This window comes from Paenibacillus uliginis N3/975, from assembly GCF_900177425.1.
GTDB lineage: Bacteria > Bacillota > Bacilli > Paenibacillales > Paenibacillaceae > Paenibacillus_AQ > Paenibacillus_AQ uliginis.
This window is the reverse complement of sequence record NZ_LT840184.1, coordinates 6250578-6263235: the sequence shown is the minus strand read 5'-3', so window position 1 is coordinate 6263235 and position 12658 is coordinate 6250578. Positions and strand designations below refer to the sequence as shown.

Here is a 12658-nt window from a genome sequence, read left to right as displayed (position 1 = left end):
TCATGAACAAAACAGATCTGATCAACAACATTTCCAGCAAAAGCGGATTGACTAAAAGAGACGTAGAGAACGTCCTGAACGGTTTCCTTGGCGAAATCACAGACGCCCTTGCTAGCGGCGACAAAGTACAATTGATCGGCTTCGGTACATTCGAAACCCGCAAACGCGCAGGCCGCACGGGCCGCAACCCGCAAACAGGTAACACTATCGAAATTCCTGAGTCCAACGTTCCTGCATTCAAAGCGGGTAACAAACTTAAAGAAGCTGTAAAGTAATGCGTGTCGATAAATTCCTTAAAGTATCGAGGTTAATCAAACGGCGTACCGTAGCGAAGGATGTATCGGATCAAGGACGGGTGCTGATCAACGGCCGTGAGGCCAAGCCAAGCAGTACAGTCAAGGTGGGCGACGAGATCACGGTCCAATTTGGCCAGAAGCTGGTCACAGTCCGCGTCGAGCGTCTTGCCGAGACGACCCGTAAAGATGAGGCTGCAAGCCTCTATGCCTTGGTTAAGGAAGAACCGATCGCCAAAGATAACGGGTTGAACTGGTAAGATCAATCTGCTTATAAAGCACTCTCTCACGAATGTGAGGGGGTGCTTTTTTGTTCTCGAGAAACGTTCGTCGTCATTGAGAAGGACGACGAAGTTGTTTCTACTTGTTCGAAAAGGTATAGCCGCAGTTCTAAAGACAGGCTCCACCCCATAAGCTATTTTTAAAAGGAGGGGTACATGCCATGATCGACCAAGGGAAGGGTAAACATCATGACCTGCGGATGCAAAACCGTAAGCAGCTTGACATAACCGGCGTCCAAAATGTGGAGAGTTTCGACAGTGAAGAGTTTTTGCTGCAGACCGAACTCGGGCATCTGACCATCCGGGGGCAAAATTTACATATTAAAAATCTCAGCCTGGAAGAGGGGCTGCTGTCTATTGAAGGACTGGTACATTCCCTTATCTACCTGAATCCCGGATCCCAGGCTAAAAATAAAAGCCTCCTCGGCAAGCTGTTTAAATGAATCCGCAAATCCAATGGATAACGCTGCTCTGGATGCTCTTCTCCGGAGCAGCCATGGGACTGGTCTATGACAGCTACCGGGTGCTGGCAGGCCAGCTCCGTTTTCCCAGATGGTTACAACATGCGCTGGACCTTGTCTACTGGATCGCAGCCGCGTTGTTTGTATTCAGGATGCTGTATGTTACCAACTACGGCCAACTGCGCTTTTATGTGTTTGTAGGACTCTTTCTAGGGGTTTGGATCTATTTTTTATTATGGAGTGTTATAACCAGACGTTTTGTGGTAATGTTAATTCAGGTGGCAAAACGCTTGCTGTCGGTTTTAATGACAATGTTTCGCATATTGGTCTGGAATCCGATCAAGGGTATCCTGAACCTGCTGAAAGGTCTGTTCAAACTTCTATGGAGATTGGTCATGTTCCTTTTACGTATGGTACTGCGATGCTTGTTGCCTTTTTGGAGTCTTCTGAAATGGATGCTGAGGCCGATCACATCACGTATAGTGATGCCGGTGTGGTGCAAGCATGTGGCGGACAAGGTTATAAAGGCGTGGAAGCGCTGGTTTTAGGAGGAATGAGTCATGGGAAGATTTGCTGAACAACCGAAGCAGGCTCCCCAAAAGACAATAAAGAACAGAGGCGCACTTCGGCGCAGAAGAATGTATATGGCCATGATGGCGCTGTTTTTGATCTGGGCAGGTTCAACGCTCTGGTCTCAAAATGTTCATATCCAGAATCGGAATGAAACGCTGGCAGAGAAACGCACCGAGCAGAAGGCTGTACAAGAAGCGTGGAACGAGCTGAATCTTGAGGTCGAACGACTGCAGGATCCCGAATATATCGGGCAAATCGCCAGGAAGAAGTTCGGACTTTATCCACCGAACGAAGTTCCGATTATTCAACCGCATAATTCGGGTGAATAATGCCGGTAAAGCCATGACATACGTCTGTTGACCTCTTTTAGGTCATTGGGTATAATCAAATCACCGCAGCGAGATTCAAGAAATCGGACTGTATATTTTTAAGGGAGGATCATTTTATTCTATGGCAATTGAAGTGGGCACCAAGTTAGAGGGCAAGGTGACAGGCATAACGCATTTTGGAGCATTTGTGGATCTGTCAGGAGGTGTCACGGGTCTCGTTCACATCTCGGAGATCGCCGACAATTACGTTAAGGATGTCAACGATCACTTGAAGATCAACGATGTCGTTACCGTGAAGGTGATTAATGTCGACAAGGACGGCAAGATCGGTCTTTCGATCAAGCAAGCTGTCGACAAGCCGGCTTCCGAAAGTCGTCCACCCCGCGCACCAAGACCGGAACGTAGTGGAGGCGGAGAACGATTCGGAGGTGGCGGTGGAGGATATAACCGTGAACGTGGCGGACGCCCGTTTAAGCCTGCGGTCAATAAGCCTTCATTTGAGGATAAAATGTCACGCTTCCTGAAAGATAGTGAAGAACGTATTTCTTCGCTTAAGAAGAATACAGAGGGCAAACGCGGTGGACGCGGAGCCAAACGGGTGTAATTCGATAAAATATAAAGTTACCGCAGAGGGAAATAACCTTCTGCGGTTTTTTTGTCGCGTAATGCAAGGGTACGACAGGTTCCTACGTGATTTACGCCGCCAAAACGCGAATTGGTAAATTTAAGGCGCCCCAATTCGGGAAATTGATTAACCAAAATGTGGATGAATAAATCAAAAAAATGGGAATAGATCAAGGGATTAGCCTGTCTCTTCCGAGCTTTCGCGGGGGCAGGCTTTTTTGTCGGAAATTTCTTTGGGGCTTGTCCGGTGTTCTGACAAACTTTCTCGGCACAAGGGTTTTATAATGAGACCAACAAATTCGTGAAGAATGGGGTGCCAGGGTGATGGAAAAAAGAAATGTAGTCATGTTTCCGGGGACAGAGACGGCAAAAGGAGGAGCGGGAGCTATTCGTGCCCGCTTGGCGGAACGTATCGGGCAATTATCCTTCGTGAAGCGACCCATCGAACTGCTGGCCGCGAAGAAATGGATGATATTGCTGACATTTATGGGATTTCTGCTGGGAAGAGCTATGATCCTGGACGAGCTGTCACCGTTTGCAGTTGCTTATTTTGCAGTCATCGCTTTTATTCGCAGAGATTATTTGCTCCCGGTCGGAGCAGCTGTTGTAGCGGGAAGTATATTTGCATCAGGTTCATCTTTTCTCATGATTCCGGCTGAGCTTATACTTTTCTACTTTATGCTCAGAGGGCTGGAGACGTATGAACGGGCGGAGCTGTCCTATGCACCAATAATGGTGTTTGTGTCCACCTTCGTGGTGAATCTGTTCGCGTTGCTGGTCGGTCCATCCATGACCTGGTACTCCATGATAATGATGACATTAGATGCGGTGCTTGGGTTTGTGCTTACACTGGTATTTATCCAAGCCATTCCGGTATTTACCTTACGCAAAAAAAATTATGTGCTTAAGAACGAGGAGATCCTTTGCCTGATCATCTTGCTCGCATCCGTAATGACAGGAGCTGTGGGCTGGGTAGTCCAAGGGCTATCCGTAGAACATGTATTGTCACGCTATTTGATCCTGTTATTTGCTCTTGTTGGAGGAGCTCCGCTGGGTGCTTCCGTCGGGGTGGTGACCGGCTTGATTCTCAGCTTGGCTGATATCTCGGCATTTGCCCAGATGAGTCTGTTGGCTTTTGCGGGAATGCTGGCTGGTATGCTTCGGGAAGGCAAGAAAGGCGGTGTTTCGCTCGGGATGCTGCTAGGCGCGACGATATTGTCCATTTACTTCAACAAGCCAAACGAAGTGATGCTCTCTACTTGGGAAACCTGTATAGCGATCGGACTGTTCCTGGTTACACCTAAAGGCGTGATGCAGGCGATTGGCAAGTATGTGCCTGGTACGCAGGACCATACGAAGTCACAACATGAGTATGCGAAGCGGGTTCGGGATCTGACAGCAGATCGGGTAACCCAATTCTCTAAGGTATTCCGCCAGCTATCGCAAAGCTTCGGGCAGACAACTGGAACGATGCAGCCTCCCGGCAAACAGACGGAGGAAATGAATCATTTCATGGATGCGGTGGCGGATGGAACATGCTCGTCCTGCTTTAAGCGGAATCACTGCTGGGATGCGAAATTTTATCAGACCTATAAATATATGACCGATATGATGACAACTATAGAAGAAAATCCAGATCTGGAGGCCAAGGATCTGCCGCCGGTATGGGATAAGATATGTGCCAAAAAAGAAGAAGTGTTGGGTGTTCTCAAGCAGCAGTATCATCTATATCAACATGATATGCAGTGGAAACGCCAAATATTCGATAGCCGTCATCTGGTTGCGGAACAGCTATCCGGTGTGTCGCAAGTCATGGAGGACTTGGCACGGGAGATCAAACGGGAAAGTCAGACGATGTATATTCAGGAAGAACAGATTCGTGAAGCGCTGCAGCATCTTGGCCTATCCATTCAAGGCATTGATATTATCAGTTTGGACTCGGGTCACGTAGAGATAGAAATCATTCATGCATATACCCGGGGGTATGATGAGTGCCGGAAGATTATCGCTCCGCTTCTCTCGGATATCATCGGTGAGCATATTGCCGTTGTGGAAGAGACGATGACTCATCCGCGTGATGGGCTCGCGACCGTGCGGTTTGGTTCGGCCAAAACGTTTGAGATTACAACAGGTGTGGCTGCTGCGGCCAAAGGTGGAGATTTGTTGTCTGGAGACAGCTTCAGTACGGTTGAGCTTGGAAATGGTACCTTTGCAGTGGCGCTGAGTGATGGAATGGGGAATGGAGAAAGAGCTAGAATGGAGAGCAGTTCGGCACTAAATATTTTGGAACAGCTGCTGCAGTCGGGAATGGATGAGAAGCTTGCGATCAAATCGGTCAATTCGATTCTGATGCTGCGTTCGCCAGATGAAATTTATGCAACGGTGGATATGGCACTGATTGATCAATATTCGGCACAGACTATTTTTTTGAAGATAGGTTCAACACCGAGTTTTATTAAACGGGGCAATGAAGTCATTCCTGTTACCGCAAGCAACCTACCGATCGGCATTATTCAGGATATTGAGGTGGATCTCGTGTCCCTACAGCTCCAGGCGGAGGATGTGCTTATTATGATGACGGACGGCATTTATGATGCGCCGGGCTACGCCGTAAACAAGGAACTTTGGATGAAGCGGATCATTCAGGAAGTGAACAGCTCAGACCCTCAAGAAATAGCAGATTGCTTGCTGGAAAAGGTGATACGGTATCAGCAAAATCAGATTCACGATGATATGACAGTTGTGGTTGGTCGTGTGGATCACTTCCACCCCGAGTGGGCCAACGTTCACGTGCCGGGTTTTGCACGGATGGAGCGGCCCCGTACGGTAAGCTGATAAAGTGAACTAAAGATTTATAATATCAGTCTATGAGATTATAAGGGAATCCGTGGCGAACCTTTCGTCTATTCTTTCAATTTATCGTTTGAACTCTATAAAAAATGGGAATGATAGAGACAAGACGATAGTTTAATGATGTGACGGGGAGGTAGCAGGGAAATGAAACAAATATTGCTCATTACGGACGGTTGCTCTAATGTCGGCCCGAGCCCGATTATGGCGGCAGCGCATGCGCTGCAAGAAGGGATTACGGTCAATGTTGTCGGTGTGCTTGATTATGGGACGATAGGCGAGCTGGGCGGATTTGAAATTCAAGAGATTGCGAAAGCCGGGGGAGGCATTCACCGGATTGTTGGAACCCCGCAGCTTGCCAGAACGATGCAAATGATGACCCGTAAAACGGTAGTTCAAACCATACAGCAGGCGGTTAATAAAGAAATACAGCAAATTTTAGGAGGGGGTGCCCTTGAGGATCTTCCGCCTGATAAACGATCCCAGGTGGTTGAAGTAGTGGACGAGCTCGCCGAGACCTCGCCCCTGCAGGTTGCGCTTCTGATTGATGCAAGTGCAAGTATGAAACCTAAGCTTGGTGCAGTTGAGGAAGCGATCCGAGATCTGATGCTCAGTTTAAAAGCACGTGCAGGCTCAAGCCGACTGGCGGTATTTCACTTTCCCGGACGCGGGAGCGGAGAAGATGTCGTCAAAGATGTCGATTGGACTACCGATCTGGACGGAGCAAGAGGATTGTTCCATCGGCTTCAGATGAAGGGCGCCACTCCGACGGGGCCGGCACTGCTAAAGGTGATTGATTATTACCGATATGGTACACTAGAAGGTAATCAATCATGGCAGGGTGATTCCGGCCAAGAGGAAGGGATGCTCGGTGACTACGTTGTCTAATCCTGGTTATCCGCCGGGGACCGTAATTACAGGGAAATGGCGGAAGAAAAGGTACATCGTGGAACGGATGTTAGGCAAAGGGGCAAACGGCCGAGTCTATCTGGTGCAGCGGCCCGGACATACGGAGCGCTATGCCTTAAAAGTAGGTTACGATACACTTGATCTTCAGTCGGAGATCAATGTGTTGAACACGTTGAAAGAGCAGATGTCTGATCATTATTTGGTTGAAGCCGATGATCATCAGGACAGCAGCGGAGAAGTTCCTTTTTACGTAATGCGGTACATTGAGGGAAGCCAGCTTCAACATTTTATACGCTCGCGCGGAAGAGAATGGCTTGGTCTCGTTGGGCTCAAGCTGCTGGAGAAGCTCACTGTTCTGCATAGGTCCGGCTATATTTTCGGCGACCTTAAGCCTGAGAATGTCATGGTTTCGGCTTACGGTCAAGTGGAATTGATCGACTATGGCGGTGTCAGTGCGGTTGGCCGTAGTGTGAAGCAGTTTACGGAATGGTACGACCGCGGATATTGGAATGCCGGTAGCCGAACCGGCGATGAGGCCTATGACCTGTTCTCGTTTGCCGTGATGTGTATCCAGCTGTTGGATGAAGAGGTCCTTAGGACGGCCTCCGCACAGTTGCCCCAGATCCGCAGTGTTGCGGATCTTCAGGCAGCACTGCGAAAGAGCCCGCAGCTCAAGCCATATGCCGGCTGGCTGAGTAAAGCTCTCGCGGGCGGGTTCGCAGATTCACGAGAAGCGGTGAACCTTTGGAAAAATACCGTATATTCTCCATCACGGTGGGAAAGTGGACAAGGGAAGACGCCGCTGTGGCTCAAAAATTCTTTTGTCATGTCACTCATTATCTTAGCCTGCGCTGTTTATTTGTTCCTTCGAACTTAAATGGAAGTCTCATGGAACCTGCGATATACAGCCTGTTTACCGGCATAAAAAGGGGACAATGAAATTGGAGCAGGATTATTTGAAATCATTAGTTGAACGTGTTGAGGATGTGGCAACCGAGAAGCAACTGTGGGATGAAGGAGACACAATCATTGTGGCTGTTTCCGGCGGTCCGGATTCGGTGGCTCTATTGCACGTTCTCCATGAGATTTCAAGTCGGCGTATACCGCTTAAGCTGATCTGCGCCCATGTACATCACGGATTCCGTCAGGAATCTGACGATGAGGCAGTCATGGTACAAAGGCTCGCCGAAAGTTTGGGCATCCCTGTGGAAACAGCTTATATTGATGTGCCGGCCTATATGAAATCAAGCGGAAAAGGCGTACAGGAAGCGGCGCGTGACAAACGGTACGAATTCCTGTTTGAAACGGCAAGGAAATATGGAGCGAGATCCATTGCACTGGCCCATCATGCAGACGACCAGGCAGAGACTGTACTCATGCGTCTGCTGCGGGGAACCGGACCATCGGGCCTGGCCGGTATGAAAATCAAAAGATCCCAAAAAAATGTGGAACTGATCCGTCCGTTTCTTCGTATTAACAAAACGGACCTGATTGAGTTATGCGATCAATGTGGTTACTCCTATGCAATTGATTATAGCAACATGCTGACAAAATACCGCCGCAATGCAGTTCGACTGGAGGTATTTCCTTTCTTGGAGCAGTACAATACACAGATTTCTTCTTCTCTTAACCAGTTAGCTGAAGTGACTGGTGAGGAAGATGATTACATGGAGCTTGCTGCTGAGGATGCTTACCGCTCTCTTGTTAGGGAGATCGATGGAAGGACGTCTTTTGACGCACCTTCCTTTTTGGGCTTACATGTTGCTTTACAACGGCGTTTGATTAAACTAATATTAAATTATCTGTCGGCAGACCAGGAAAATACGGATTTCGTTAAGATTGAAACGGTCCGCCAAGGAGTTTTGCAGGATCGCCGGACCAATTGGCGACTGGATTTAGGGGGAGGATTAACCTGTATCCGTGAATACGGAGAGGTAAGCTTTTGCCCTAAGCCGCTTGTAGGACAGGGGAAGTACATATATCAGTTGGATTCCCCCGATGGACCGGATCTGGTTCTGCCGGAAATCGGAAAAATTTTAAAGCTTGCGCTTGTGGATGGAGAGGAAATGAGGGACGGCATAAAGCTGGCTTCAGGAGAAGCTTCCTTTGATGCGGATCAGCTACTTTTCCCTTTAACCGTACGCTGCAGGCAACCCGGGGACAAGATGAAGGTCATGGGATTAAACGGCAGCAAAAAGGTGAAAGATATTCTCATTGATGAGAAAATCCCTCCTTCTGTACGTTCCATGATCCCCATGGTGTGCGATGGCTCAGGTAGCATCGTATGGATTCCGGGTGTAAGACGCTCTGTTCACGCTGCCGTTGGGCGGCATACAACATGTATTCTCCGCATGGAACTCGTGAATGCGGGGAAAGCGTAAAATGGGAATGGCCCGTTTTACACTTTCATAGTATAAACACGTAGGAGGTTCGCTCAGTTGCAGAATGACATTCAGGAAGTGCTCATCAGCGAAGAAGAAATACAGGCTAAGATTAAGGAATTAGGGGAAAAACTCAGCGCAGAATATGAGGGACGCGATCCTTTGGTGATTTGTGTTCTCAAAGGTGCGTTTATTTTTATGGCAGATTTGGTTAAAAACATTACGGTACCGATGGAACTGGATTTCATGGCGGTGTCGAGCTACGGTGCTTCTACGAAATCATCCGGTGTAGTTAAAATTATTAAAGACCTGGATGAATCCGTTGAAGGCAGAGACGTTCTGATTGTCGAAGATATTATCGACAGCGGTCTGACGCTCAGCTACCTGATCGACCTGCTTGAGAACCGTAAAGCCAAGTCGATTGCTGTGGTGACCCTGTTTGATAAACCGGCACGCCGGACTGTAGACCTGCAGGCAGACTATGCCGGGTTTGTTCTTCCGGATGCGTTTGTCGTAGGATATGGACTCGATTATGCCGAGCATTACCGGAACCTCCCATACATCGGGATTTTGAAACCGGAAATCTACAGCAACTAAATACTACGCCGGATCACGGATCACTGCTCCATCCCGCATTGTTGAGATGGTCAGACAGGCTGTGGTAAAATATCTTATGTGTCTTTGAGAGGAGGTAGGGGATGAATCGGTTCATCCGGAATTCTGGTTTTTATTTGATTTTATTTTTAGTCGTGGTGGGCATTGTTCAATTCGTTACCAATGGTAACGAAGTAGCCGATACCCCTAGGTATGATCAACTGCGGCAGGAAATTAAGGCCAACAACATAAAAGAAATAACAGCTCAATTTGACGGTTATGCTTATCTTGTGACCGGTAAATATAATACGCCTAAGGGCGAGAAGGAATTAGAGAACTTCTCGACCTATATCCCGGCTACGGATGCTGCGATGGAAGAACTCGTTGCGGCGAGTGATCATAACGAGATCCAATTTACCGTTAAGAAAATGGAAGGTCAGAGCATTTGGCTGACATTGTTATCTTCTTTTATTCCGCTCGTGATTATGTTTGTTCTGTTCTTCTTCCTGTTTAACCAGGCACAGGGCGGTGGCGGCAAGGTAATGAACTTTGGTAAGAGCAAAGCCCGTCTATATAATGAAGAGAAGAAGAAGATTACGTTTGAGGATGTAGCGGGAGCGGATGAGGAGAAGCAGGAGCTTATTGAAGTTGTCGACTTCCTGAAAGATCCGCGGAAGTTTAACACAGTAGGTGCCCGTATTCCTAAAGGTGTACTTCTCGTGGGCCCTCCGGGTACCGGTAAGACCCTCCTTGCTCGTGCAGTCGCAGGCGAAGCAGGAGTGCCATTCTTCAGTATATCGGGTTCTGACTTCGTCGAAATGTTCGTCGGTGTCGGTGCATCCCGTGTTCGTGACTTGTTTGAGAATGCAAAGAAAAATGCGCCTTGTATCATCTTTATTGACGAGATTGATGCGGTTGGTCGTCAGCGTGGTGCCGGACTTGGCGGCGGACATGACGAGCGTGAGCAGACACTCAACCAATTGCTCGTTGAAATGGACGGATTCGGAGCTAACGAAGGAATCATTATCGTAGCTGCGACGAACCGCCCGGATATTCTCGACCCAGCGTTACTTCGTCCAGGTCGTTTTGACCGTCAGATTACGGTTGATCGTCCGGATGTGAAGGGCCGTGAAGCGGTATTGAAAGTACACGCACGTAACAAGCCGTTGACGAAGGATGTTAGACTGGACATCATTGCGAAACGGACTACCGGATTTACCGGTGCTGATCTGGAGAACCTCTTGAACGAAGCGGCATTGCTTGCTGCACGCCGTAACCGGAAAGATATCTCCATGCGTGAGGTGGATGAAGCGATTGACCGCGTTATCGTAGGTACGGAGAAACGCAGCCGTGTTATCAGTGACCGCGAGAAACGTATTGTGGCATACCACGAAGCAGGTCATACCATTGTCGGTTACTTCCTTGAGCATGCTGACATGGTGCATAAAGTAACAATCATTCCGCGCGGACGCGCTGGGGGATATGTTATTATGATGCCGAAGGAAGACCGCATGCTTGTAACGAAGCAAGAGCTTCTGGATCGCGTTACCGGGTTGCTTGGCGGCCGTGTAGCGGAGGAGTTGTTCATTGGAGAAATCGGAACCGGTGCTTACAGCGACTTCCAGCAAGCAACAGGTATTATCCGCAGCATGATTGTGGAATATGGTATGAGTGAGAAGCTCGGACCAATGCAGTTCGGAACCTCGCAAGGTCAAGTGTTCTTGGGCCGTGACATCGGACATGAGCAGAACTACAGTGACCAGATCGCTTATGAAATCGATCAGGAAATGCAGCGCTTCATTAATGATTGTTATGAAAAATGTAAACAGGTGCTCACTGAGCATTCCAAGGAAGTTCATTTAATTGCCAATACACTCCTTGAAGAAGAAACACTGGAACTTGAGCAGATCAAGCAATTGATCGAAACAGGTGCACTGAGTGGAAAAGATTCAGGAGAAGGCGGTCAAGGACCATCCGAGAACGGAGAGCCTGTTATCGACAACATTGGTGATGTTCGCGTCCGGATCCAAGGCAAAGAAGAAGGCGAGCGTCCGACTTCTGACGAAGAGATCCAGAACAGTCCGACGGATCATCAGGATTCTGAACGTAAAGATCCAGATGGCAAAACACCTCCGGGTGGTTCGGACAACGGTGGCGGCGGATTATCATAATTAAAGCGATAAAAACATCGCATGACGAATAAAAACAAAGAACCGGAGAACGATCATTCGTTTTCCGGTTCTTTTTGTGCTTCTTGTCACATTGACAGTCTTTCGAACCTTGTGTACATTAGGTGATAAACAAAAGGTGCTTACTTTCACAAGGGGATAAGAGCATCTTGAAGTACTGGTTCAGCAGCGGTCATGCAGGCCGTAATACACAAGGGGAGAGGGTCGCTCGTGGAAGCTTTGGCGCTGGAGCGTAAAGCGGAACAAAACCGTGAATTGCGCGAACGATTAATGCAGTTGAAGAAAGAACGCAATGCCATTATTTTGGCGCATTATTATCAGCGGGATGAGATACAGGAGGTTGCGGATTTCCGGGGAGACTCTTTCTTGCTTGCCCAAAAGGCAGCACAGACGGATGCGGATGTCATCGTATTTTGCGGTGTTCATTTCATGGGAGAGAGTGCGAAAATTCTTGCACCGAACAAAACAGTTATTATACCCGATGAGCGTGCGGGTTGCCCCATGGCGGATATGGTCAACGTCGATGGACTGCGTAAGCTGAAGGCACAGCACCCGAACGCCAAGGTCGTTACATACATTAATTCATCCGCCGAAATCAAGGCTGAGACGGACATCTGCTGTACGTCTTCTAATGCAGTAAAGGTCATCCAGTCTGTTGATTCTGATGAAATTATTTGGGTCCCTGACAAAAACCTAGGGCATTATGTTCAAAAGCATACCGACAAGAAGCTCATTATTTGGGAAGGCTACTGCAACACACACGACATGTTGACCGTTAAAGATGTTGTGGAGATGAAAGCCAAATACCCGAATGCCGAATTTGTCGTTCATCCGGAATGCCGTCCGGAAGTCGTTGCAATGGGAGATTTTGTGGGCAGCACCACCGCTATACTGGAATACTGCAAGCAATCCTCCTGTAAGGAGTTTATTGTAGGCACCGAAGATGGAACCGGATATCAGCTCCGTCTGGATAGTCCGGGCAAATCGTTCCATTTTGCGACCAAGTTTCTCGTGTGTCCTAACATGAAAGTAAATAATCTTAAAAAGTTGGTCAAATGTCTGGAAACGATGAAACCTCAAATCTATGTGCCGCCGGTTGTCGCGGAAAAAGCCAGAACTTCATTAGAGCGCATGCTACAAGTCAAGTAGCATGCGCTACTCTTCGCTAAAGACA

13 protein-coding genes are annotated in these 12658 nt (G+C 48.2%); all 13 read left to right on the top strand.

The window, feature by feature from the left end; genetic code table 11:
• Positions 1-2: 2 nt before the first annotated feature.
• The 13 genes from B9N86_RS29105 to nadA all read left to right on the top strand — a co-directional run bounded on the left by B9N86_RS29105 (position 3) and on the right by nadA (position 12633).
• Positions 3-275, top strand: coding sequence for an HU family DNA-binding protein (locus tag B9N86_RS29105; RefSeq protein ID WP_208916736.1), 273 nt, complete (start codon positions 3-5; stop codon positions 273-275).
• A complete protein-coding gene (locus B9N86_RS29100; RefSeq protein ID WP_208916734.1) occupies positions 275-553 on the top strand; it encodes an RNA-binding S4 domain-containing protein in 279 nt (92 codons plus the stop codon). Before B9N86_RS29105 ends, B9N86_RS29100 begins: the two co-directional genes overlap by 1 nt.
• A gap of 182 nt (positions 554-735) precedes the next feature.
• On the top strand, positions 736-1017 hold the full coding sequence (gene yabP / locus B9N86_RS29095) for a sporulation protein YabP (protein WP_106769539.1): 282 nt from the start codon (positions 736-738) through the stop codon (positions 1015-1017).
• Positions 1014-1583 (top strand): spore cortex biosynthesis protein YabQ, encoded by a 570-nt coding sequence (yabQ, locus tag B9N86_RS29090; protein WP_208916732.1) that lies wholly within the window; start codon positions 1014-1016, stop codon positions 1581-1583. The genes yabP and yabQ overlap by 4 nt, the downstream gene beginning before the upstream one ends.
• A 12-nt stretch (positions 1584-1595) precedes the next feature.
• Positions 1596-1937, top strand: coding sequence for an FtsB family cell division protein (locus tag B9N86_RS29085; protein ID WP_208916730.1), 342 nt, complete (start codon positions 1596-1598; stop codon positions 1935-1937).
• A gap of 121 nt (positions 1938-2058) precedes the next feature.
• Positions 2059-2541 carry a S1 domain-containing RNA-binding protein gene (locus tag B9N86_RS29080; RefSeq protein WP_208916728.1) on the top strand — a complete coding sequence of 161 codons (483 nt, stop codon included), beginning with the start codon at positions 2059-2061 and terminating at the stop codon, positions 2539-2541.
• A gap of 344 nt (positions 2542-2885) precedes the next feature.
• Positions 2886-5396: a stage II sporulation protein E gene (gene spoIIE / locus B9N86_RS29075; protein ID WP_208916726.1), complete on the top strand. Its 2511-nt coding sequence runs from the start codon at positions 2886-2888 to the stop codon at positions 5394-5396.
• A gap of 162 nt (positions 5397-5558) precedes the next feature.
• Positions 5559-6299, top strand: a complete 741-nt coding sequence (locus B9N86_RS29070) for a vWA domain-containing protein (RefSeq protein ID WP_208916724.1) — start codon at positions 5559-5561, stop codon at positions 6297-6299.
• Complete coding sequence (locus B9N86_RS29065) at positions 6283-7197, top strand: serine/threonine protein kinase (protein WP_208916722.1); 915 nt, start codon at positions 6283-6285, stop codon at positions 7195-7197. Before B9N86_RS29070 ends, B9N86_RS29065 begins: the two co-directional genes overlap by 17 nt.
• Before the next feature lie 58 nt (positions 7198-7255).
• Complete coding sequence (gene tilS / locus B9N86_RS29060) at positions 7256-8701, top strand: tRNA lysidine(34) synthetase TilS (protein ID WP_208916720.1); 1446 nt, start codon at positions 7256-7258, stop codon at positions 8699-8701.
• A 57-nt stretch (positions 8702-8758) separates the two neighbouring features.
• Entirely contained in the window at positions 8759-9298 is a 540-nt protein-coding gene (gene hpt / locus B9N86_RS29055) for a hypoxanthine phosphoribosyltransferase (RefSeq protein ID WP_208916717.1), read from the top strand.
• Between the two features lie 101 nt (positions 9299-9399).
• Entirely contained in the window at positions 9400-11466 is a 2067-nt protein-coding gene (ftsH, locus tag B9N86_RS29050) for an ATP-dependent zinc metalloprotease FtsH (RefSeq protein ID WP_208916715.1), read from the top strand.
• Between the two features lie 228 nt (positions 11467-11694).
• Positions 11695-12633: a quinolinate synthase NadA gene (gene nadA / locus B9N86_RS29045; protein ID WP_208920938.1), complete on the top strand. Its 939-nt coding sequence runs from the start codon at positions 11695-11697 to the stop codon at positions 12631-12633.
• Positions 12634-12658 lie beyond the last annotated feature (25 nt).

Coding starts and splice junctions, on each gene's coding strand:
- B9N86_RS29080 (WP_208916728.1), top strand. CDS start 2,059: ATGGCAATTGAAGTGGGCACCAAGTTAGAGGGCAAGGTGACAGGCATA.
- B9N86_RS29100 (WP_208916734.1), top strand. CDS start 275: ATGCGTGTCGATAAATTCCTTAAAGTATCGAGGTTAATCAAACGGCGT.
- tilS (WP_208916720.1), top strand. CDS start 7,256: ATGAAATTGGAGCAGGATTATTTGAAATCATTAGTTGAACGTGTTGAG.
- yabP (WP_106769539.1), top strand. CDS start 736: ATGATCGACCAAGGGAAGGGTAAACATCATGACCTGCGGATGCAAAAC.
- B9N86_RS29085 (WP_208916730.1), top strand. CDS start 1,596: ATGGGAAGATTTGCTGAACAACCGAAGCAGGCTCCCCAAAAGACAATA.
- ftsH (WP_208916715.1), top strand. CDS start 9,400: ATGAATCGGTTCATCCGGAATTCTGGTTTTTATTTGATTTTATTTTTA.
- spoIIE (WP_208916726.1), top strand. CDS start 2,886: ATGGAAAAAAGAAATGTAGTCATGTTTCCGGGGACAGAGACGGCAAAA.
- B9N86_RS29070 (WP_208916724.1), top strand. CDS start 5,559: ATGAAACAAATATTGCTCATTACGGACGGTTGCTCTAATGTCGGCCCG.
- B9N86_RS29105 (WP_208916736.1), top strand. CDS start 3: ATGAACAAAACAGATCTGATCAACAACATTTCCAGCAAAAGCGGATTG.
- yabQ (WP_208916732.1), top strand. CDS start 1,014: ATGAATCCGCAAATCCAATGGATAACGCTGCTCTGGATGCTCTTCTCC.